Annotated in this window: 15 protein-coding genes and 2 pseudogenes; 5 read left to right on the top strand and 12 right to left on the bottom strand. The window is 72.2% G+C overall.

Annotated features, from left to right (window positions below; translation table 11 throughout):
* Positions 1 to 33: 33 nt before the first annotated feature.
* Entirely contained in the window at positions 34 to 3219 is a 3186-nt protein-coding gene (locus ACWD0J_RS32950) for a glycoside hydrolase (RefSeq protein WP_451499522.1), read from the bottom strand.
* Between the two features lie 305 nt (positions 3220 to 3524).
* Here ACWD0J_RS32950 and ACWD0J_RS32945 point away from each other — a divergent pair, with 305 nt between their 5' ends.
* On the top strand, positions 3525 to 4376 hold the full coding sequence (locus tag ACWD0J_RS32945; protein WP_451499521.1) for a pectate lyase: 852 nt from the start codon (positions 3525 to 3527) through the stop codon (positions 4374 to 4376).
* Positions 4377 to 4445: 69 nt separating this feature from the next.
* Here ACWD0J_RS32945 and ACWD0J_RS32940 read toward each other — a convergent pair whose 3' ends face one another.
* The 6 genes from ACWD0J_RS32940 to ACWD0J_RS32915 all read right to left on the bottom strand — a co-directional run bounded on the left by ACWD0J_RS32940 (position 4446) and on the right by ACWD0J_RS32915 (position 11812).
* Positions 4446 to 4841, bottom strand: a complete 396-nt coding sequence (locus ACWD0J_RS32940; RefSeq protein ID WP_451499520.1) for a VOC family protein — start codon at positions 4839 to 4841, stop codon at positions 4446 to 4448.
* A 150-nt stretch (positions 4842 to 4991) separates the two neighbouring features.
* Positions 4992 to 7502, bottom strand: a complete 2511-nt coding sequence (locus ACWD0J_RS32935; protein WP_451499519.1) for a CBM35 domain-containing protein — start codon at positions 7500 to 7502, stop codon at positions 4992 to 4994.
* A gap of 88 nt (positions 7503 to 7590) precedes the next feature.
* Positions 7591 to 8409, bottom strand: coding sequence for a carbohydrate ABC transporter permease (locus ACWD0J_RS32930; RefSeq protein WP_451499531.1), 819 nt, complete (start codon positions 8407 to 8409; stop codon positions 7591 to 7593).
* An 8-nt stretch (positions 8410 to 8417) separates the two neighbouring features.
* Entirely contained in the window at positions 8418 to 9341 is a 924-nt protein-coding gene (locus ACWD0J_RS32925; protein WP_451499518.1) for a carbohydrate ABC transporter permease, read from the bottom strand.
* Between the two features lie 24 nt (positions 9342 to 9365).
* Positions 9366 to 10697, bottom strand: coding sequence for an ABC transporter substrate-binding protein (locus ACWD0J_RS32920; RefSeq protein ID WP_451499517.1), 1332 nt, complete (start codon positions 10695 to 10697; stop codon positions 9366 to 9368).
* A gap of 56 nt (positions 10698 to 10753) precedes the next feature.
* Positions 10754 to 11812, bottom strand: coding sequence for a LacI family DNA-binding transcriptional regulator (locus ACWD0J_RS32915; protein ID WP_451499530.1), 1059 nt, complete (start codon positions 11810 to 11812; stop codon positions 10754 to 10756).
* Positions 11813 to 11907: 95 nt separating this feature from the next.
* Between ACWD0J_RS32915 and ACWD0J_RS32910 the strand changes: the two genes are divergently transcribed.
* On the top strand, positions 11908 to 14043 hold the full coding sequence (locus ACWD0J_RS32910; RefSeq protein WP_451499516.1) for an alpha-galactosidase: 2136 nt from the start codon (positions 11908 to 11910) through the stop codon (positions 14041 to 14043).
* A 545-nt stretch (positions 14044 to 14588) separates the two neighbouring features.
* Here ACWD0J_RS32910 and ACWD0J_RS32905 read toward each other — a convergent pair.
* The 5 genes and pseudogenes from ACWD0J_RS32905 to ACWD0J_RS32885 all read right to left on the bottom strand — a co-directional run.
* A pseudogene (locus ACWD0J_RS32905) lies at positions 14589 to 15108 on the bottom strand (hemerythrin domain-containing protein); the annotation flags it as partial.
* A gap of 17 nt (positions 15109 to 15125) precedes the next feature.
* A pseudogene (locus tag ACWD0J_RS32900) lies at positions 15126 to 15403 on the bottom strand (hypothetical protein); the annotation flags it as partial.
* A 113-nt stretch (positions 15404 to 15516) separates the two neighbouring features.
* Positions 15517 to 15678 carry a hypothetical protein gene (locus ACWD0J_RS32895; protein WP_451499515.1) on the bottom strand — a complete coding sequence of 54 codons (162 nt, stop codon included), beginning with the start codon at positions 15676 to 15678 and terminating at the stop codon, positions 15517 to 15519.
* Positions 15675 to 16232 (bottom strand): hypothetical protein, encoded by a 558-nt coding sequence (locus ACWD0J_RS32890; protein WP_451499514.1) that lies wholly within the window; start codon positions 16230 to 16232, stop codon positions 15675 to 15677. The genes ACWD0J_RS32895 and ACWD0J_RS32890 overlap by 4 nt, the downstream gene beginning before the upstream one ends.
* Positions 16233 to 16454: 222 nt before the next feature.
* On the bottom strand, positions 16455 to 17678 hold the full coding sequence (locus ACWD0J_RS32885) for a PP2C family protein-serine/threonine phosphatase (protein ID WP_451499513.1): 1224 nt from the start codon (positions 17676 to 17678) through the stop codon (positions 16455 to 16457).
* A gap of 150 nt (positions 17679 to 17828) precedes the next feature.
* Between ACWD0J_RS32885 and ACWD0J_RS32880 the strand changes: the two genes are divergently transcribed.
* The 3 genes from ACWD0J_RS32880 to ACWD0J_RS32870 form a co-directional block, all read left to right on the top strand.
* The gene (locus tag ACWD0J_RS32880) at positions 17829 to 18791 is read left to right on the top strand and encodes an NAD-dependent epimerase/dehydratase family protein (RefSeq protein ID WP_451499512.1); all 963 of its coding nucleotides are present in this window, start codon (positions 17829 to 17831) and stop codon (positions 18789 to 18791) included.
* 443 nt (positions 18792 to 19234) lie between these two features.
* The gene (locus ACWD0J_RS32875) at positions 19235 to 20860 is read left to right on the top strand and encodes a carbamoyltransferase family protein (RefSeq protein ID WP_451499511.1); all 1626 of its coding nucleotides are present in this window, start codon (positions 19235 to 19237) and stop codon (positions 20858 to 20860) included.
* Positions 20857 to 21648 (top strand): glycosyltransferase family 2 protein (locus ACWD0J_RS32870; RefSeq protein ID WP_451499510.1); only part of this gene is annotated, 792 nt, incomplete at its 3' end. The genes ACWD0J_RS32875 and ACWD0J_RS32870, both read left to right, overlap by 4 nt.

Raw genomic sequence — 21648 nt, 5'->3', positions numbered from 1 at the left:
AGTCCGGCCGCGGCTCCCCTTCCCGCTCCGCCGTCAGCGTCGGACGAGTTCGAGCCGGTACGTCCGGGTCCGTGCCCCGTCCTCACCGGTCACGGAGACGACGGCCACGGTCCGGCGGGGCTCGTCGGACCGCTCGACCGAAACGGTCGCGTAGGGATCCCGTGCGGTCACGGTGACGGCCGCGCGCCCAGGGGCGTCGGTGACGACCCGGTAGACGGCCGTGTCGGGGTCGAACCCCGTGACCGGTTCTCCGCCCACCTCGATCGACGCGGCGGCGGCGTCCGAGGAGACCCCAGGGGTCCTGGCGTACACCTCGACCTCGCTCATCGTGATGTAGCCGCCCTGGCGTGCGGTCATGACCACCCGGACCCCGGTCGCCGGCCCTGCCTCCAGCGGTACGGTGACCACCGGCGAGCCCTCGGCCTCGACCTCGACCTCGTCGCTCGCGTCGGCCCACGCGCCGTCGTCGGCGCCGCGCACCTGCGCCTTGAGGCTCGCCGGGAGGGAGGCGGAGCTCCCGTCCCGGTGGAAGTGCGCCACGACACGGGTCAGGTCGCGCGGCTTTGGCAGCGTGAAGGTGAGGGTGTCGGAGGGGTTCTTGGCGGTGCCCGGCTTCCAGGTGGACCAGGCCTTCTCGGACAGTTCCCCGTTGCGCAGGCGCTCCGCGGAGTACCCGTTCTCGGTGAACGTGGCCGCCAGCGAGACGTCGTCGTCGGGCGCGATGTTGGCTTCCGCCGGCTCGGTGACCTGCACGCGCACGGTCGCGCCGGCCGTGCCGCCGCCGACGATCCGGGCGAGGCCGCGCAGCGTCACCACCCCGGGCCTGTCGAACGCCCCCTCGGACACCGGGTCCCAGGTCACCGGGAGGTCGGCCCGGCCGCCGTTCGTGCCGACGCCGACGACGGCGGCCGGCAGCTCCGGCTCACCGCCCACGTACGTCTTGGCGCGGCCGGGGAGGGTGGAGGCGATCGTGTCGACGGTGACGACCGCCGTCGCGGCGATCTCCCGCCCGAGCGGATCGGTGGCCCGGCCCGTGACGCGGACCGTGCCGGGGTGACGCCACTTCCGGTCCGGGGGAAGGTTCCACACCACGGGGAGGGACCCCCGGGCGCCGTCCCGGTACACCGGCGTCACCGTCCGCGCAAGCTCCGGTGGCAGGCCTGGGACGGTGAACGCCTCGGCCGGCTCGGTGCGCAGCACCGTCTCGTCGGTCACGGTCCAGCGCTGGTTCGCCGCCGAGGTCGGGGTGTACGTGGACACCGTGGCGCCGTCCGCGGAGGACTGTCCGGTGACGTCGAGGAGGCGGCCGGTGGCGGCGTCGACGAACGTCCAGGTGCCGTCGCCGGTCGTCGACATGATCCACTGCGCCGTGTCGTCGGCCCCGCCGGCGTCCGGGTCCTCCAGGACGGCTCGGCCGTCGCGCACCGCGAGGCGTTTGCCGGTGGTGGCGCTGGTGACGGCGTAGCGCTCGCGGTGGCTGGCGCCAGGCGTCAACTGGCGTACGCGCCAGAGCTGTTCGGCGCTGCCGGTGTCGGTCGTGCGGATGACCACACCGCTGCCGTCGTCCGACGGGGCCAGCGACTTCCCGCTCTGCGCGCCGCTCAGCCGGTGGAGATGGCCGGGCCGCACGAGGGGCGCGTCCTTCGCGACGCCGCTGACACCGTCGACCAGGAAGGTGGTGACCGACTTCGCGGGGACGACGAGCGTGGCCGACCGGTCGGCCACGCGGACCGGGGTGCCTCGTACCAGGGCACCGTCGGCGCTCGTCACCACGGGGGTGACGGTGGCCCGCGGCGCGACCTCGCCGAAGCGCGAGAGGTCGAGGGTCACGGAGCGCGCGGCCGTTGCGCTGTTCACGTGCACCACGGTCGCGGCACGCCCGGACCGCTTCACCGCGGCGACGCTGGACGGGTCGTCGACCTTCACGAAGCGATCACCGGGACGGATGTGGTGGGTGAAGTTCCGGATGGTGTGGAACTTCGAGTTGGCCCGGATCGGGCAGGTCTCCAGGGTGTCCTCGGCGGTGCAGTCGAACGGGACGTGGATGCTGCCCCAGTTCTTGCCGGCCGCGGCCTGCGGGACGGAGTCCTCGACCGGCTGCCAGAACACCCAGGCGGACGGCTCCAGTTCGCGCATGTCGTCGACCATCCGGGTGGCGATCCCGAGTCCCGGGTCCATGCCGGTGAAATCGGTCCCGGTGCCCCAGGTGCCCTCGACCTCGCTCATCCACAGTCTCTGGCCGGCGCCCTTGGCGATGTCGCGTGCGCTGGTGCGCATGCCCGTGCCGTAGGTGTGCACGTTCAGCTGGTCGACGGCGGCTCGGGCGGGGCTGCCGTAGGCGTTCCAGTTCTGCGTGAAGATGCTCGGGTTGGTTTCGTCCATCGCCGAGATCCCGGCGTCGGTGTCCGCCTCGCCGAGCGCCTTGTCCAGCGCGAGGAGCACCTTCTGCTGGAGCTCCGGTCCGGCGTGCGCGCCCTCCTGGCGTCCGCCCGTGGGCTGCCCGTCCGCTCCGAGCTGGGTACCCCAGTAAGGGGTGTTGGGCTCGTTGAGCGGGGCGATGGTGTCGAACTCGATGCCGTGGTCCTTCTCCAGCTGTTCGGTCACCCGTACCAGATAGGCGGCGAAGTCGTCGACGCGGTCGGCGCGGATCTGGTCCGCGCTCGCGTCGAATCCCCCGGAGACGTAGCCGCTGACCGTCTGGAACCAGGGCGGCGAGTTGCTGAACGCCTCCCAGCGGGTGACCTTCCGCTTGATCTGGTCCACCCACCAGCGCTGGCCCGCGTCGGCGTCCCAGTTCCAGTGGTCCGGGTCGTTCGGGTCCCACCAGTCCATGTCCTGCCGGGTGGTTCCCTCGGGGGCCTTCCAGAAGCCCTCCATGGTCGCGCCGGCCTTCATGTAGTCCGTGCGGACGTCGGGGGCGTTGCCGCCGCCGATGTTGTAGCGCGCGATGTTCAGGCGGAGTCCGTCCTCGCCGAACAGCATGTCGACGAGCTGTCTTCGGACGGGGTCCGGGTAGCCGCCCGTGGCGTTGGCGAACCAGACCAGGCTCGTCCCCCAGCCCTCGAACTCCTGCTGGCGGTAGGACGGGTCGACGCGCACCGTGACCGCGCTCTGCGGCGGTGTGTCCGCGAGTGCGACGGGGGCGGTGACGAGACCTGCGCCGAGCACCAGGGGGACGGTCGGGGCCAGCGCCTGGAGGACGCGATGTCGGCTGGACACGGGAACTCCCTTCCATGACAGGGGGATTCACAGAACCGAACAGAAGCAATCGGGCTCACGGCATGCTTGACGACGGAAATGAACACGTCAAGACATCGAACCGGACTGGAAGGGCGGGACCCGGGACTCCGGCACCTGTCCCGTACGCACCCCGGCGGCCCCGGCACCGGCCCCGTACGGCCCTCCTCGTACGGCCCTCCTCGTACGGCTCCCGCACGGCGGCCCGGGCACCCGCCGTCTGAACACCCGTCCCTCGCGCCCCGTACGTACAGACGGACCGTCCCGCACTCACGAGGTGATCACACGTGTCACGACATTCCCCCACCGTTTCCGGCCACCGCAGGCGCCGTGGCAGGACCGGGCTCATCGCAGCCTGTGCCGCCGGCGGACTCGCCGCGGCCGTCGCGGGCGGCGTCGCCCTCGCGACGGACACCCCGTCCGCCCCCGGCGCACCGGGCACGGTCAGGGTGCTGGCCGCCCCGGAGGCCACCGGCGAAGAGCAGGTCACCGAGACCCGGCAGGTCAGCGGGACGTTCGACGGCGCGAACACCCGGTTCACCGGGGCGGGCGCACTCGGCGGTGACGGCCAGGAGGAAGGGCAGGACCCGATCTTCGAGCTGGCCGACGGAGCCGTGCTGAAGAACGTCATCCTCGGCGCGCCGGCCGCCGACGGCGTCCACTGTCTGGGCAGTTGCACACTGGAGAACGTCTTCTGGGAGGACGTCGGCGAGGACGCCGCCACCTTCCTCGGCGAGTCCGAGGGCGCCACCTATGTGGTGAACGGCGGCGGAGCCACCCTGGCCCAGGACAAGGTGTTCCAGTTCAACGGGGCCGGGACGCTGACCGTGCGTGACTTCGAGGTGTCCGACTTCGGCAAGCTCGTCCGCTCCTGCGGCAACTGCGGCGAACAGGTCCAGCGCGACATCGTCCTGGAGAACGTCACGGCCACCGCCCCCGGCGACGAACTGGTCGGCATCAACAGCAACTTCGGGGACACCGCACGGCTGTCCGGCATCACGATCGTCAACGACCCCGACCGTGAGATCGTGCCCTGCCAGAAGTTCGAGGGCGTCACCGACGGCGAACCGGAGCAGCTCGGCTCGGACGCCGACGGCGTGAACTGCGTCTTCGAGGAGTCCGACCTCACCTACCGCTGATCCCCGCCCCATCACTCCACGCCGGGACCGGGTCCTGGGAAGGAGCCGAGGTCCACCCCCGGGTGGCCGTCAGCTGCCCGGTTCCGGCGTGGGCACGTACAGACAGAACGGGTGGCCGACCGGATCGAACAGCACCCGGACGTGCTCCTGGGGCTGGAAGTCGGCCAGGGTCGCGCCCAGGGCGGTGGCGCGGGCCACGGCGGCGGGCAGGTCGTCCACCTGGATGTCCAGATGGAGCATCATCTGCTGAGCGTCCGGAGTGGACGGCCATCGCGGCCGGACATAGTGCGGCTCGGTCTGGAACGACAGCCCCGCTCCGCCGTCAGGCGGGGCGATGTACACCCAGTCGGGCCCGTCCTCCCGCACCGGCCAGCCGAAGACGGCCCGGTAGAACGCCGCCAGCTCCCGGGCGTCGGGGGCGTCGAGGACCGTCGCGGACAGCGTGAAGCGCGGTTGTCTCCCCATGGCGGAAGGCTACCCGCGGCACGGTGTGACGGGCGCGCCGGCATCCCTGGGGCGGTCACACGGCGGTCCTCGCGCACGCGCCCTTCGACGGCGCCAGTGGCCGGCGGGTGCGTGACCCGCCGGCCCCTGACCGAGGCCCGTCCGACGGGACTACGGCAGGCCCACGACCCGGCCCAGTTCGATCCGGTCGATGTCCGGAGCCCACGCGCCCGCGTTGCCGAACGTCACGCTGTTGGACCCCTTCCTCAGGTCGACGGGCACGCCCAGCGTCCAGTAGTCGTCCCAGCTCCAGGTGTTCTTGAAGGTCACCTTCCGGGGCGCGTCACCCCCCACGGTGATGTCCGCCGTACGGGACATGATGTCCGTGTTGTAGGCGTGACCGTTGTCGCGCCGGTCGTTGTGCGCGTAGTGGACGACCAGCAGATAGCGTCCGGACCTGGGCGCGTCCACGGTGAACTCGGCGGTACTGGCGGCGCTGTTGCCGAGGTCGCCGATGTACGAACCGGCGGACGCGTGGGCGGACTCGACGAGCTTCGCGCCGCCCGCCAGGGTGGCCGAGGCGCCCTCGTAGGAGAGCGTGCCGGCGGTCGAGCCGTCGCCCGAGACGTCGAGGGAGCGCACGGAGGCGTACCCGGCCGTCATCGCGACGCGGTTGTTGCCCGCGACCAGGTACAGCCGCATCGGCCGGCCGGGGACCGCGGTCACCTTCTCGCCGTGCAGGGCGAGTCGTGCCGCCGCCGAGGCCCGCGACACCACCGTGTAGTAGCCGTCGCGAGGCGCGTACACGTCGAAGACCGCCCGGTCGCCCGTGCGCAGGACCAGGGCGCCCGTGCCCACCCCTGCCGACGAGGAGTAGTCGTACGTCGGCTTCCCGCTGATGTCGGCCAGCGTGGCCTCGTAGGAGGCGGACGCGGCTCCGGTGCGCGCGGTCAGGTCGACGCGGTCGAGGGTCACCTCGGCGTCGCCCTTCGCGAGCGTCAGCACATGGGTGCCGGCCGCCAGGCGGACCGTCAGGTCCTTCTTGGCGCGGTAGGTCCAGTTCTCCGTGGAGGGGTAGGTGACCGTGACCGGGTGCGCGCCGTCGACCGACAGCCTCTGGGTGGCGGGGGCGCCGGACTGGTTGCCGTACAGGATCGCCAGGTCGTAGGTCCCGTCCTCGGGCACCGTCACGGTGAAGTCGACCTTGCTGGAGGCCTGGTTGAGCGAGCCGACGTCCTTGGTTCCGGAAGCCGCGTAGCCGTTGGCGTTGGCGACCGTGCCCTGGGTGTAGACCTGGCCGCCGGTGATGGCCGCGTCCTCGGCCTCGTACGACGCCGACCAGGGGACGGAGGCCGCGGTCGGGGTGCCGGAGCCGCCGGGGGTGAGGACGATCCGGTAGGCGGACATCTTGCGCAGGCCGCGCAGCGGGACGGTCACCGTGCCGTCGGCCGCCACCTTCACCTTCGTCCGGGCGAGGACGCGCGGCGTGGCGTGCTGTCCTTCATAGCCGGACCAGGCCGCCTCGGCGACGGTCGCGGTGACCGTCCGGCCGAAGACGGACCGCGGGACGTTCTGGACCACGACGTCGGAGTCACCGGCGGAGCCGCCGAGCAGCACCTGCGCCTGGCGGCGCCCGGTGTCGAGGGAGGCGAGTCCCTGGAGGGTGTCGATGGTGTTGGCCTGCGGCGGGGTCACCCTGACGGTGTCACCGGTCATCCCGGCGTACCAACGGAACAGCCACCAGCCGCCGTTGGGGATGTTGGACCGGACGACGTTGCCGTCCATGTTGCCGGCGGCGTCCCAGTAGGCCTGGTTGGCGTACACCTTGTTCCGCTCGAACATCGAGACCCACTGCACGAGCTGCCCGGGTACGGACAGGTCACGCCGGTTGGCGTACTCGTCGATGTTGATCTTCAGCGGTGGGATGCCCAACGCGCGTTCGATCGAGCGGTAGTTGTCGTAGTGGCCCTGGAAGTCGCGCAGCGAACCGGAGCTCAGTTCGTGCCAGGTCATCACCTGGGGCAGGACGTTCTCCCGCTGGGCGAAGGTCAGGAAGTCGGTCAGCAGGCGGGTGTGGTAGCCGGCCTCGTTGGGGCCGGCTATCCGCGCGTCGGGGTCGATCGCGCGGATGCGCTGGTAGACCGTCTTCCAGTCCTTGAAGAACCGGTCGCGGTTGGCCTCGTACCGCGCCTCGTCGGACGTGCCGAGGTCGTACCAGATCTGGTCGGGCTCGTTGAACGGGATGTAGACGAAGCGGTCGCTGTTCGGGTCGGCCGACACCTCCTTGACGATCTTGTCGACCTTGGGGAGGTAGTCGTCGATGCCGAGGTCCTCGTACGGCCACTTCGCGTAGACGTCCTGCATCATCACGTTGATCTCGCCGCCGCCGTTGCGGAAGAACGACGTGGAGACGGTGAGCGCGTCGCCGTTGGGGTGCTGGGCGCCGCCCTCCGGCTTCTGCGAGATGCTGGTGATCTTCAAGGGCTCCAGGGCGGCGTCGCTGGGCACCCCGTCGTCGCTGAGCCCGTACAGCGCGCCGTTGGCGCCGAGCATCACCGGACCCTCGGAGGCGGCGAGGTCGACGGTGAGCCGCTGGGGGGCGATGGGGGTGTCTCCCGCTTGAGCGGAGTCGGGAGTGGGGGAGGCTGCCGCGGGTCCCGCGGCGGGGAGGGTGCCTGCCATGGCGGCGACTCCGAGTGCGGCGGTGACGAGAACTGTTCCGAGACGGGATCTTGTGCGGGTGGGGATGATCACGCTGTTGGACCTCCGGTCACTTGACGGCTCCACTGGTGATTCCGGACACGATCTTTCGCTGGCCGACGAGGAACACGGCGACCATGGGCAGGCTCATCACCACGACGTACGCGAAGACGAGATGCCAGTTGTTGAGGTAGAGCTGGGCGCTGGCGACCTGGTAGAGGTTGAGTGGCAGGGTCGCCCGCTCTCCGCCGCCGAGGACGAAGAAGGCGTAGAAGACGTCGCTCCAGGCGTAGAGCATCACCATGATCGTCGCGGTGGCGATCACCGGCCTGAGCAGCGGCAGGATGATCCGGGCGAAGATCCCCGCCGGACTCGCCCCGTCCATCCGCGCCGCCTCCTCCAGCTCCAGGGGGATCGCGCGGATGAAGCCGGTCATGAAGAAGATCGACGTGGACAGGTACATCCCGGTGTAGACGGCGATCATCCCGGGCCGGGTGTTCGAGAGCCCGAGCTGCCGCAGCTCCATCACGATCGTGATGACGGCGGGCGGCAGCAGCAGTCCGCTGATGCACAGCGCGTACGCGGCCGAGACCAGCCTGGACGCGCGGCGGGCGAAGACCCAGGCGGCGCCCGCGCCGAGGATCAGCACGAGGGCCACCGAAGGCACCACCACGAGCAGCGAGTTGACGAAGCCGCGCAGCATCTCGCCCTGGCTGACGGCGTCCTGGTAGTTGCCGCCGGGCTGCCAGCGCACCGGCAGGTCGAGGTTCGGCCTGATGACCTCCGCCTGGGGTTTGGCGGAGGTGACGGCGACCAGCCACAGCGGTACGCCGACGGCGAGGGAGGCGAGGAGCAGGACGAGGGCGGGACGGCCGAACCGCCAGGCCACGGACGGGTTCACAGCAGCTGCTCCCTTCGGCGGAGCCCGACGACCAGCGGGATCGCGATGGCGACCACGACCAGGAACAGGACGAGGCTCATCGCGGAGGCCTGGGCGTACAGGCCCTGGCCGAAGATCCGGAACATGTAGATGTTGAAGACCTCCGTGGAGGCCGCGGGCCCGCCGCCCGTGGTGGCCTGCACGATGTCGAAGGTGTTCATCGAACCGATCAGCGCCGTGGTGACGTTGAAGGTGACGGCCGGCGCGAGCATCGGCCACCGCACCGACCAGAAGGTCCGCCAGGGGCCGGCGCCGTCGCACTTCGCGGCCTCCAGCATCTCGCCGGGGATGCCCTTGAGCCCCGCCAGGTAGATCAGCATGGACAGGCCCATCCACTTCCACCCGTGGATGAGGGTGATCAGGGCCAGCGTCCAGGTCGTCGAGCCCAGCCACGGGATGTCCGTGCCGAGCACCGAGTTGACGGCGCCGTCCTGGCCGAGGAGGGCCTGGAAGACGTAGCCGGTGGCGAGCGCCGAGATCAGCACCGGCAGGAAGAACACCGCGCGGAAGAACCGGTTGAAGCGGGTGTCGTGCTCCAGCAGCAGCGCGAGCACCAGCCCGAAGCCGTTCTGGAACAGCGCCGCCAGCAGGGCGTACAGCAGCGTGGTGCGGATCGCGCGCAGCAGGGAGCCGTCGTCGGCGATGGTCCTGAAGTTGTCCAGGCCGGTGAAGGCGATGTCCGCGTGGTACGAGGACCAGTTCGTGAACGGGTAGTAGAAGTTGAGCAGGTTCGGCACCAGGAAGAAGGCCGCGAAGACGGCGATCGCGGGAAGCGCGAACCACCAGGGATGGTGCACGGCGGCCCGCGGAAGACGCCCGACCCGCGTGGGTTCCCCTTTCCTGGATGCCTGCCTGCGCGTGCGTACGGCCGTGTCCGCCATCGGAGCTCCCCGCCCTGTGGTCGTCTAGAAGCCGGGTGCGCCCTGGGCCTTGGCCACCTGCGCGAACTGGTCCTGGATCGCCTGGGCGACCTGCTGCGGGCTCTTCTTGCCGTAGATCATGTCGGCGAGGTAGAGGTGGGTGTCCGGGGCGACGATCGCCTTGGCCTGGAAGACCCCGATGGCCTGGGGCAGGGCCGCGACCTGGTCCTTGGACGCCTGCGGGAGTCCGTCGGGGGTGGGCACGGACGGCTGCACGGACGGGATCTTCATCGCCTTGATGTAGTCGGCGTAGTCCGGGCCGAGCCAGAAGGCGAGGAACTGCCGGGCCGCGTTCTGCCGCTTGTCGTCACCCGTCCTGAACGCGACCACGCCGTTGGTCTGGTCGGGGGAGTACAGGCCGGTGGCCGAGGAGTTGGCGACCGGGAACCAGCCGATCCTCTGGTCGATCTCGGCGGTGGAGTACTTGGCCTGCAACTGGCTCTGGAAGGAGGTGACGTTGAGGACCATGCCGGCCTCGCCCTTCCACAGCGCGTCGGCCTGCCCGGTGAAGGTGCCGGTCTTGTAGTTCTTCTGGGCGAGCCCCGCGTCGAGCAGCTTCTCCTTGTACTTCTTGATCGCGCCGACGACGACCGGGTCGGTCCACTTCTTCCTGTTCTGGTTCAGATCCGCCCACCACTGCTTGTCCAGGTCGGTGAGCTGGACCTGCATCTGCCACTGCAGGGGCCACTGGTCGCCGCCGGCCTCGTAGAAGCCGGCCGCGCCGGTCCTGTCCGTGACGGTCCGGCCGAGGGCCAGGAGGTCGTCGTAGGACTGCGGGAAGTCCTTCTCGCTCAGCCCGGCCTGCCGGAAGACGTCCTTGTTGTAGTAGACGCCGAGCATGGCGGGGCTGGTGACGATGGCCGCGTACCGCTTGCCGTCGAGGACGCCGAGCGACCGCTCGGTGGTGCCGAGCCGGGAGACCCACTCCTCCCCGTCGAGGGTGAGGAGGTTCTGCTGCGGCTGGATGAAGGGCAGCGTGGAAATGGACGGCTGCCAGAACATCAGGTCGGGCCGGTCGCCGGAGGCGAGCTTGGTCGGCACGTTCTGCTCGTACAGGTCCGGGATCGCCTGGGTCTCCACCTCGGCTCCGGTGGCCTTCTCGAAGGCGTCGACGACCTGCTTCGGCGCGTTGACCGTGTTCTGCGCGGTCCACATGGTCAGCTTCACGCCGTCCAGGCGGGCCGTCGGGTTCACGGCCGTCCGCTGCGCGTCCGTGCCGGAGCCGCCGGAGGCGCCGGCTGTGGGGTCGCTGCACGCGGTGGCGGCCAGACCGACGGCGCATATCAGCGCCAGCGCGGGGAGAGCTCTCGTCTTCATCACGTACCTCACGTACCTTTCGCGAACGGGTGGTCCAGCACGGCGGTACCGGGACATCAAGCGCGGGCGGACGGGGGTCCCGAGCTCTCCCGCACCACCAGTTCGGGTACGGAGACGGGGTGCGGGGCGATCTGCGCGGACTCCTCCAGCACCCCGTGCAGCAGGGCGAAGGCGGACCGGCCCAGGCCGGTGAAGTCCAGGCGCACGGTCGTCAGCGAGGGGGTCAGGTAGCCGGAGTGCGGGGCGTCGTCGAATCCGGCCACGCTGACCTCGCCGGGGACGGACCGGCCCGACTCGTGCAGGGCGCGCAGCACCCCGAGCGCGAGGTCGTCGTTGCCGCACAGGATCGCGGTGACGCCCGGGTCCCGCGCCAGCTTCAGGCCCGCGGCGTGTCCGCCGGCCGGGCCCCACCTGCCCTGCACCGGGCGGGGTTCGGGCGCTTTGGCCTCCTTCAGCGCCTGCCGCCAGCCGGTGGTGCGGGCGCTGGTGCGCCGGGTGCTGGAGGGGATGGCCACGTAGTGCACGGTCTCGTGGCCGAGGCCGAGCAGATGACGGGTCGCCTGGTACGCGGCCTCGCGGTCGTCGGTCCACACCCACGGGCGGTCGCCCGGGGGCGGGCTCGCGGGCGTCTCGACCACACCGACGACCGGCAGCTCGGCGGGGACGGCGGCCAGGGCCCGGACGCCGGCCGGATCGTAGGCGATCACGATCAGTCCGCCGCTCGCGTCCGCCGCCCGCCGCACCTCGGCCGCGACAGCGGTCTCGTCCGCCGATTCGAGGACGCCGATCCCCACCGCGTACGAGGCGGCGCGGGCCGCCTCCTCGATGCCCTGGAGGATGGAGGCGTAGCCGTAGTGGGTGGTGTCGGCGGTCAGCACGGTCACGGCCCTGCTGCGCCCGCTGGCCAGGGCGAGCGCGGTGGCGTTGCGCCGGAAGCCCAGGTCGTCGATGGCGGCGAGCACCCGTTCCCGGGTGGACGGCTTGACGCTGGGATGGTCGTTGATCACCCGGGAGACGGTCTGGTACGACACCCCGGCGGCGGTCGCAACGTCCCTGATGCTCGCCGGGCGCCTTGTGTGACCGGTCACATTCATGCCAAGATTGTGACCGGTCACAATGCGGTCGTCAAGAGACCGTAACGAGGGATTCACGCTCATGACGCAGACCGTCCCCGGCACCCGGCAGGGCGGAGCCAGGAGGGGGAGACGCCTTGACCGGTACGGCGCACGCGGCGACGAAGGCCACCAACCACCCGGAGAAGACCTTCAGTTGGGGGCACTCGGCGCTCCGGGCCCAGTTCGCCACCGCCTCCGACGGCACCCTGCGGCTGGTCCGGCTGGCCCCGCCCGGCGACACCGGGCCCGTCCCCGGTCCCGAGGCCGCCCTGCCCCTCGTCGAACTCACCGCTCCCGGCCACGGCAGCGGCTGGTCCGGCCCGCGCTTCACCGGCACGGCCTTCGGCACGCGGCTGCGGTACCGGGACCACCGCAGCGGCAGCCGCGCCGGCTGGGAGTGGCTGACCGTGGAACTCCACGACCCGGCCACCGGGCTGACCGCGTTCGTCGAGCTGACGTCCCCGGCCGGACTGCCGGTGCTCCGCTCCCGCGTCCGGCTCCGCAACCAGGGCGCCGAGCCGCTGGTCGTGCAGTCCGTCAGCAGCCTGCTGCTCGCCGGACTGCCTTCTCCGGACGCCCTCGACGTGCACCGGGCGCGCAACGACTGGCTCGCGGAGTGCCGTTGGCATGCCGAGCCGCTGCGGGCCACCGTCGCCGACATCAACGTCGCCGCCCACCAGCACGACAGCCGGGCCGCTCTCGTCCTCACCGGGCGCGGCAGCTGGCCCACCGGCGGCCACCTCGCGATGGGCGCGCTGACGGAACGGGACGGCGGCCGGACCTGGCTGTGGCAGATCGAGTCCCCGGCCGGCTGGCGCTGGGACCTGGGCGAACGCGCGGACGGCACGTACCTGGCACTGAACGGCCCCACCGACGCGGAACACCAGTGGCGGGTCGCGCTCGCGCCGGGCGCGGAGTTCACCACCGTGCCCGCGGCGCTGGCCCTCGGTCCCGGGTTCGACGCGGCGATGGGCGCGCTGACCTCGTACCGCCGTGCCGTGCGCCGCCCGCACCCGGACCACACCGCGCTCCCCGTCGTCTTCAACGACTACATGAACACGCTGATGGGCGACCCGACGACCCGGAAGCTGCTGCCGCTGATCGACGCGGCCGCCGACGCCGGGGCGGAGTACTTCTGCATCGACTCCGGCTGGTACGACGACGACACCGAGGGCTGGTGGGACAGCGTCGGCGCATGGCTGCCCTCACCGCGCCGCTTCCCCGACGGCGGGATCCGGGCGGTCCTGGACCGGATCCGGGAGCGCGGCATGGTGCCGGGTCTGTGGCTGGAGCCGGAGGCCGTGGGGGTGCGCAGCCCGGTCGCGTCCGCGCTCCCGCCGGACGCCTTCTTCCAGCGCGACGGCGTACGTCTCAGCGAACAGGGCCGCCACCAGCTCGATCTGCGCCACCCGGCCGCCCGTGCGCACCTCGACAGGACGGTGGACCGGATCGTCGGCGACTGGGGCGTGGGCTACCTGAAGCTGGACTACAACATCCTGGTCGACCCGGGAACCTGCGCCCCCGGTGACCTCGCGCCGGGAGCCGGGCTGCTCGGCCACGCCCAGGCCTACCTGGACTGGCTGTCCGGGATCCTGGACCGTCACCCCGGCCTGGTCGTGGAGAACTGCGCCTCGGGCGGGATGCGGATGGACGGCGCCAGCCTCGCCGTCACCCAGCTCCAGTCCACCAGCGACCAGCAGGACCCGCTGCGCTACCCGGCCATCGCCGCCGCCGCGCCGACGGCGGTCCCGCCCGAGCAGGGAGCCGTCTGGGCCTACCCGCAGCCCGCCTTCGACGACGGCCTGATCACCTTCACCCTCGGTGGCGCACTGCTCGGACGGATCCATCTCTCCGGCCACCTCGACCGGATGACGGCGGGTCAACTCGGCCTGGTACGGGATGCGGTGGGGGCGTACAAGGCGATCCGCGAGGATCTGGCACAGGCGCTGCCCTTCTGGCCGCTGGGGCTGCCGGGCTGGACGGACGAGTGGCTGGCCCTGGGCATGCGGGTCCCCGGTGACCGTACGTCGTACCTCACGGTCTGGCGCCGCGGGGGAGCGGCGGAACTGCGCCTTCCCGTCGGGCACTTGGCGGGACGCGACGTCCGTGCGGACATCCTGCACCCCTCCGCCCCGGACGCGGGCACGGCGGTCTGGGACGGGAGCGGACTGCGGGTGTCGCTGCCGCGCGCGCCCGGCGTCCTGCTGGTCCGTCTCGCCGCGGGCGGATAGAGGACGGCCGGCGGACGGGGCCGGGTGGCGGTGTGTCCGCGCCGCACGCGCCCAGCCCGAGGGGGACGGGCTGCCGCCGCCGTCGCCGCGACCGCACCGGACGCCCGGCCACCGCACGGACACATGTGTGGACCTGCGTCATGACCGGACGCTTTCCGGTTACTCTGAAGGTTCGTCCACGATTGGGGTCGTCATGCCGGAGGAGTCGACGCCTGGCCCATTGGGCACGGCGATGCGTGAGGTGACGTTCCCGGACGGCTCTCGGGGAATCATCCTGGTCAGGGCTGGTACGCCGCAGCCGGACGCGGAACAGATCGCGGCCCAGGTCTGGCGGGACAAATCCGGCAAGTAGCTCCGGCCAGTAGCCGTCGGCGGCGGCTGGGACGAGCGCGGTGTCGCGCCGGATCGCCGTCCTTGCGGATCGCACCGCCGTGGAGCCGGCCGTCGGCGCGGCCCAGGCCGTGGAAGGCCGGAACCACGCCGGTGGTGGGCCGGGCAGAAGCCCTGGAGACCCTCCGGGAGCGCTGGAGACCCTTCGGCCACCCGTCCTTGCCCAGGGCCTTGCGCACCGCGTCCCGGGTGCGGTCGACCAGCGCGGCCGGCGGGCCCACGGTGAGGTTCTTCGCCGCGGACTCCGTACCGGGGTGCGGCCGGGTCGGGGCGCCATGGTCTCGGCAGCCCTCACCGCCGTGGCCATCGACGCCAGGCGGGCCTGGTTCGCGTGACGGCGGATGTGGTTGGACTCGTAGCGCTCCTCGGCCCGCGCGTGCGCCGTCACCTCCCTGCGCAGGGTCCGCAGCTCGGGCAGGAACTCGGGCCGTCGGTGTCCGTCCCGTCGAGCCGGGACAGGAGCTCCTTCGCCTCCCGTTCCTCCGTGAGCCGGGCGTCGACCACGGCCTGACCGCCCGGCACCGAGCTCCGGGTGAAGGGGTGGACGACCTCCTCCTCGGCCGTCTCGTGCACGGCGAGCAGCCGGACCAGACGGCGGAAGGCGGCCCGGCGTTCGTCGCCGGCCGTCCTCTCGACCTCGTCGAAGAGGGTGCGGATGTCGCCGTGCCGGCGCATGAGCAGGGCCCCCACGACTGCTGTTGCTCGATGTAACGAACCTCCGCCAACCGCCGTTTGACGTCGGGGTCGGGGTCGGGGTCGGGGTCGGGGTCGGGGTCGGGGTCGGGGCAGTGGCGTGCGAACTGATGGCTGAACAGGATCGCCTCGACCTCGATGCCGTTCATCGTGATGACACGGCAGCGGGTGTACGGATCACCGTGGTCGGGGTCGATCGGCTCGACGTCCAGCTCGCGCCAGCTGCGCAGCTGCGGTCGAGGGGGATGCCTTGGTGTTCGAGAGGATCGAAGCCCATGGGGGCCTCCTCGGACGACAGCCGGGACTGGGCCGCCGCCGGGTACCCCCGCCTCGTTCCCCTGACGTCGGGCCCCGAGGCGGAGGCGGCTTCCGGCCATCCGGCCATCCGGATCAGGGGCGGTCGTCCCCGCCGTCCACGGCGTCGTCGTCGGCGTCGTCGCGGTCGCCCTCGGCCTGGGACGGCGTCGGGTGGTCCGGAGCCGGGTGGCCGGTGTTCTGCGGGTCGGCGTCGTCGGGCTCGCCTTCGGCCTGGGAGGGGGTGTGGTCGCTCATGAGGGGGACTCCTGGGGTACGGGCCGGCCGGCGGGCTGGTCAGCGCTCTGCTGGAAGGTCTGGGTGACCTGGCGCAGACGCAGCTGTTCCAGCGTGTCCAGCTGGCGGTGGGCGCGTTCGAGGAGCAGGTCGAGCTGCCCGGGATCGAGGCGGGAGTCGGCGTCGGACAGCCGGCGCAGCGTCCGCCAGGCGGCGGCCTTCCCTTCCACGCCCAGACGCAGCAGTTCCAGCTCCAGCATGGGGCTGAGCGGGGAACGGCGGACGAGCCGGCCGTTGGCCTTGAGACGGCCCACCTTCTCGGCCAGCCGGCCGGCGGCGATCTTGTAGCGGCGCACCGGGATGTCCAGGCTCCGCATGATCTCCAGCAGGCGCGCCCGGTCCTCGGTGATCTCGTCGGTGACCGACCGCACCGTGTCGGCGAGCGCCGGGTCCCGTTCGGACTCGGCGTCGGCCAGCAGCCGCGCCCGGTCCACGGCGAGCGCGGCTCCGGCGAGGTGATCGTTGAGGTAGATGCCGAGCAGGTCCGTGTCGGATCGGTTCGGGCGGTCGTCCATCGGGCCTCTCCCTTCGTGAACGGTGCGCGTCGGCGCGTGAACGGTGCGCGTCGGCTGCATCGACGTCGACGTCGACGCGGTGCGAGTACCCCGAGGGACCCGGTCACACCGTGGCATCGCGGGGTGATCGCACCGCCTGGGCAGTGGTCGGCCGGTGGCCGGGGGACACCGCGGTGACCGGCGGCATCGCCGGCATCCGGCCGGACGCGGCCCGGGCCCGCCTCACGGCCAGGTCTGCGGTGCGAGGGATGGGAAGCCGTCGTCGACGCCGGTGCGCCGGCTGACGGGGTGGGTGCCGTACCAGTCCAGGCACAGGACAGTGGCGTCGTCCTCGAGACGGTCCCGGCAGGCGTCGCGCACGGCGCCGACCAGCACGCCGACGGCCTCGCGCGGGTGGACGGCGCGGGTGTCGCGGATGAGCGCGGGCAGGTCCACGCGGGCCGCGGCGCGTTCCTGCATGCCGTCGGTGAGCATGATCAGCCGGTCGCCGGGGCGCAGGTCCAGCGTCTGGACCCGGTAGGGGACGGGGGAGACGATGCCGAAGGGCAGGTTGGCGAAGACCGTCAGTTCCTCCACGGTGCCGTCGCGCAGGAGCAGCGGTCTCGGGTGACCGGCGTTGACCAGCTCGACGCTGCCGTCCTCGAGGCAGACGCGCAGCAACTGCCCCGTGGCCATGCCGCGGTCGTGGTCGAGCAGCGCCCGGTGCGCCCGGCGGGCCTGTTCCGCGATGTCGCATCCGGCCCGCCGGGCACCGCGCAGGGCGCCGAGCAGCAGGGTGGCCAGCAGGGCGGAATCGGTGTCGTGGCCCATGGCGTCCGTGATGGACAGGTGCAGCGTGTCCCGGTCCAGGGCGTAGTCGTACGTGTCACCCCCGATGTCGTCGGCCGGCACCAGGCCGCCGGCGACGGAGAACTGCGCGGCCTCGCAGCAGGCGGCGGAGGGCAGCAGCTGGTGCTGGATCTCGGCGGCCAGGCTGGTGGGTGTGGTGCGCCGGCCCCCGTGATAGAGGTCGGTGAAGCGCCGGTCGGTGACGACGATGTACGCCAGCGCGTGTGCCGCCTCACCCACCTGGCGCAACACGGTCTCGTCGGCGTGCGGCAAGGTCATCTCCAGCACCCCGATGCAGTCGCCGCGGTTGGTGACCGGCGAGATCGCCAGATGGCCGCCCTCCCCGTCCGGCTTCACATGCAGCCGCTGGGACCTCAGGACCTTCTCGTACGCGCTTCCGCGCAGGCCGATACGTGTCGCTCCCGGTGTGCTCGGCGACCCGTCGGCCGTGGTGAGCCGGACGAGTTCCTCCCCGATCAGGTCGACGAAGAGGAACGACACGCAGGCCGCTCCGAACCGCTTCTGCAGGTTCCGTGCCACGACGTCGACCGACTCCACCGGCGAGGCGTCCTCCGCCTCCGCCAGGACGTCCCCCAGCCCCAACACGTCACCGTTCACGACATCCTCCCTAGGTTGCCGCTTCTTCTTCCCCGGGACCGCGCACTCTCACGTGACGGCCCGCCGGGGGGTGTTCCCGCCCGTCTTCCGATGTCGCCACGGGGCTACTCAGGTCACCATGCTCAAAACGGCGAACGTGAGGAGAGCCGGATGAGCGGACGCACCTTCCACCGGGCCCTGGTGACCGGCGGAGCGGGATTCGTGGGATCGCACCTGTGCCGACGGCTGCTCGCCACGGGTGCCGACGTCGTATGCCTCGACAACCTGGCCACCGGGTCCCGCGCCAACGTCGCGGACCTCCAGCGGCACGACGGTTTCCGCTTCGTGCAGGCGGACGCCACGGACCCGTCGGCCTGGCGTGTCCTCCCCGGCCGGTTCGACCTGGTGCTGCACTTCGCCTGCCCGGCCTCGCCCGCCGACTACCTGCGGCTGCCGCTGGAGACCCTCGCCGTCGGCAGCGACGGCACCCGGCACGCGCTGGACCGGGCCCGCCGTGACGACGCCCGTCTCGTCCTCGCCTCCACCTCCGAGGTCTACGGGGACCCGCTGGAGCATCCGCAGCCGGAGACGTACTGGGGCAACGTCAACCCGGTCGGCCCCCGCAGCGTCTACGACGAGTCCAAGCGTTTCGCCGAGGCCCTGGTCACCGCCCACCGGGGCGTGCACCGCACCGACGCGGCCATCGTCCGCATCTTCAACACCTACGGCCCGCGCATGCGCGCCGGTGACGGCCGGGCCGTGCCCACGTTCATCGCCCAGGCCCTGGACGGCGCGCCGCTGACCGTCGCCGGAGACGGCAGCCAGACGCGCTCGCTGTGCTACGTGGACGACACCGTCGACGGCATCCTCGCGCTGGCGGCCTCCGGCGAGCCGGGTCCCGTGAACATCGGCGGCGCGGAGGAGATCACGATGCTGGACCTCGCGCGCCGCATCGTCGACCTGGCGGGCTCCGCCTCCCGCATCCGCTTCGTCGAACGTCCGGTCGACGACCCCACCCGCCGCAAGCCCGACACCCGGCTCGCGCTGGAACGGCTCGGCTGGCAGCCGCGTACCGACTGGAACACGGGCCTGGCCCGCACGATCGACTGGTTCACCCGTTCGGAGGCCGCCTGACCCGGCCGTCCGGTCCTCCTCCCGCCCCGCCGGGCGTTCCCGTCGCGGTCCCGGCGCTGCGGAGTCTGCCCGGCGGAGCGTGCCCAGGGGCTCCGGCGGGTCCTGTCCGCGCCTGAGAGGCGGGATCCGGTCGGCCCGCCCGCGCGGTGAGGTGTTGCGGCCTTCTTCGCGCCTGACCCTCCGGGCAGACAGACCCGCACCGGTCACGCCCGTCTCTCCCTCGTCCGCGCGTCCCGGCGGGCGCTCGCAGCACGCTTCGAGCCCGACAGTCAGCTGCCCCTTTTGCCGGGGATGTCGTTACTGTGCGTATGTAAAAAACTGCACCGAGCGGAATGAGGGGCTAGTTTGACCTGAGTTGTCTCTAATTGTTTGAGACAGCCGCTCCGGCGGCACTCGCGAAGCCGGAAGCGTGACCCACGAGCCTCCGGGATGGAGCAACCCCCATGCGCATCCTTGGCATCAACGCCCTGTTCCATGACCCGGCCGCCGCCCTCGTCGTCGACGGGCAGACGATCGCGGCCGCCGAGGAGGAACGTTTCAGCCGCCGCAAGCACGGCAAACGGCCGGTGCCGTTCTCCGCCTGGGAGCTGCCCGAGCTCTCCGCCCGCTGGTGCCTGGACCACGCGGGCATCCGGCCGCAGGAGCTGGACGCCGTCACGTACTCCTTCGACCCCGCGCTGGCCCGGCCCGCTTCCGAGATGGGCCTGTCCGACCCGTGGGACCCGCTGCGCCTGGACTACGCGCGGCGCGCCCCCGAGTTCCTCGCCGAGGCGCTGCCCGGCCTCGACCCGGACCGGGTGGTCTTCGTCCCGCACCACGTGGCCCACGCCGCCTCCGCCGGGCTCGCCTGCCCGCACCCGGACAGCGCCGTCCTGGTGCTCGACGGGCGCGGTGAGGCCGCCTCCCACCTGGCCGGCCGCTACCGCGACGGCAAGCTCGACACCCTGGCCACGCAGGCGCTGCCCCACTCCCTCGGCCTCCTCTACGAGGAGCTCACCGAGCACCTGGGCTTCCTGCGCAGCAGCGACGAGTACAAGGTGATGGCGCTCGCCTCCTACGGCAAACCCCGCTTCCTGCCCCAGCTGCGGCAGTACGTCCACCCGACCGGCGACGGCGGCTTCCGCGCCCACGGCGTCGACTGGGCCGCCCTCGCCCCGCCCCGCGCGAAGGCGGAGGAGTGGACGCAGGAGCACGCCGACCTCGCCGCCAGCACCCAGGCCGTCCTCGAAGAGCTGCTGCTCGAACTCGTCCACTGGCTGCACCGCGAGGCCGGGGGCGAGGCGCTCACCATGGCCGGCGGCGTCGCCCTCAACTGCGTCGCCAACTCCAAGATCGCCGAACGCGGCCCGTACCGGCACGTCTGGGTGCAGCCCGCGGCCGGGGACGCCGGCACCGCCCTCGGCGGAGCCCTCCACCTGGCCGACAACCCGCAGGCCATGCCCGGCGCCGACCTCGGCCGCGGCTGGAGCGAGGACGAACTGCGCGCCTGGCTCGACCAGGCCGCCGTACCGTACGAGCGGCCCGACGACATCGCCGAGACGGTCGCCGCGGAACTGGCCCGGGACGGGATCGTGGCCTGGTTCCAGGGACGCAGCGAGTACGGTCCGCGCGCCCTCGGACACCGCTCCCTGCTGGCCCACCCCGGCCGCGCCGAGAACCTGGAGCGCCTCAACCACGTCAAGGGCCGCGAGGAGTTCCGGCCGGTCGCGCCCATGGTCCTCGCCGACCGGGCCCACGAGCTGTTCACCGGGCCGCTGCCCAGCCCGTACATGCTGTTCGTGCACGACGTGGCCCGTGAGTGGCGCGACCGGATCCCGGCCGTGGTGCACGTCGACGGCACCGCCCGCATCCAGACCGTCGAGGAGCGGCAGGAGCCGCTGGTGGCGCGGATGCTGCGCGCCTTCGAACAGCGCACCGGACTGCCCGTGGTCGTGAACACCAGCCTGAACACCGCCGGCCGGCCCATGGTCGACGACCCCCGCGACGCCCTGGAGTGCTTCGGCTCCGCACCCGTGGACCTGCTGGCCATCGGGCCGTTCGCGGTGCGCCGCGGGAAGGCGTTCGCATGAGCCCGGCCTACGCCGTCGTGATCCCGACGCTCGTCCGCGGCACCCTCGCCGACTGCCTCGCCGCGCTCGCCGCCGCGACCGGGCCGCGGCCGGACGAGATCGTCCTCGTCGACGACCGCCCCGAGCCCGACCCCGACCCCGAGGCGCTGGAGCACCCGCTGAGCCTCCTCGGCGACCTGCGCGGGCGCACGAGGGTCGTGGCGAGCGGGGGACGCGGACCCGCCGCCGCCCGCAACACCGGCTGGCGCGCGGTCTCCGCGCCCTGGGTGGCCTTCCTCGACGACGACGTCCAGGTCGGGCCGCACTGGTGCGAGCAGCTGGCGCGGGACCTGGCCGACGTGAGCCCCGACACCGCGGGCGTCCAGGGCGTCATCGCCGTACCGCTGCCCGGTGAGCGCCGCCCCACCGACTGGGAACGCGGCACCGCCGGTCTCGCGCGGGCCCGCTGGATCACCGCCGACATGGCCTACCGCACCGACGCGCTCAAGCAGGTCGCCGGCTTCGACGAACGCTTCCGGCGCGCCTTTCGCGAGGACGCCGACCTGGCGCTGCGCGTCCTCGACGCCGGCTGGCGCGTCCGGCAGGGCCGCCGCACCACCCGTCACCCGGTGCGCCCCGCCGACCGCTGGGTGTCCCTGCGCGCCCAGCGCGGCAACGCCGACGACGCCCTGATGCGGAAACTGCACGGCCCCGGCTGGTGGGAGAAGGCGGCCGCGCCGCGCGGGCGCCGGCGTACCCATCTGGCGGTCACCGCGGCCGGCGGCGCCGCGTGCGCTCTCGCGGTCGCC

The sequence above is a fragment of the Streptomyces sp. NPDC003011 genome (assembly GCF_053591515.1).
The sequence above is the reverse complement of the archived record's forward strand: the minus strand, read 5'-3'. Positions and strand labels throughout refer to the sequence as shown.

Coding starts and splice junctions, on each gene's coding strand:
- ACWD0J_RS32940 (WP_451499520.1), bottom strand. CDS start 4,841: ATGGGGAGACAACCGCGCTTCACGCTGTCCGCGACGGTCCTCGACGCC.
- ACWD0J_RS32935 (WP_451499519.1), bottom strand. CDS start 7,502: ATGGCAGGCACCCTCCCCGCCGCGGGACCCGCGGCAGCCTCCCCCACT.
- ACWD0J_RS32925 (WP_451499518.1), bottom strand. CDS start 9,341: ATGGCGGACACGGCCGTACGCACGCGCAGGCAGGCATCCAGGAAAGGG.
- ACWD0J_RS32920 (WP_451499517.1), bottom strand. CDS start 10,697: ATGAAGACGAGAGCTCTCCCCGCGCTGGCGCTGATATGCGCCGTCGGT.
- ACWD0J_RS32895 (WP_451499515.1), bottom strand. CDS start 15,678: ATGAGCGACCACACCCCCTCCCAGGCCGAAGGCGAGCCCGACGACGCC.
- ACWD0J_RS32890 (WP_451499514.1), bottom strand. CDS start 16,232: ATGGACGACCGCCCGAACCGATCCGACACGGACCTGCTCGGCATCTAC.
- ACWD0J_RS32880 (WP_451499512.1), top strand. CDS start 17,829: ATGAGCGGACGCACCTTCCACCGGGCCCTGGTGACCGGCGGAGCGGGA.
- ACWD0J_RS32875 (WP_451499511.1), top strand. CDS start 19,235: ATGCGCATCCTTGGCATCAACGCCCTGTTCCATGACCCGGCCGCCGCC.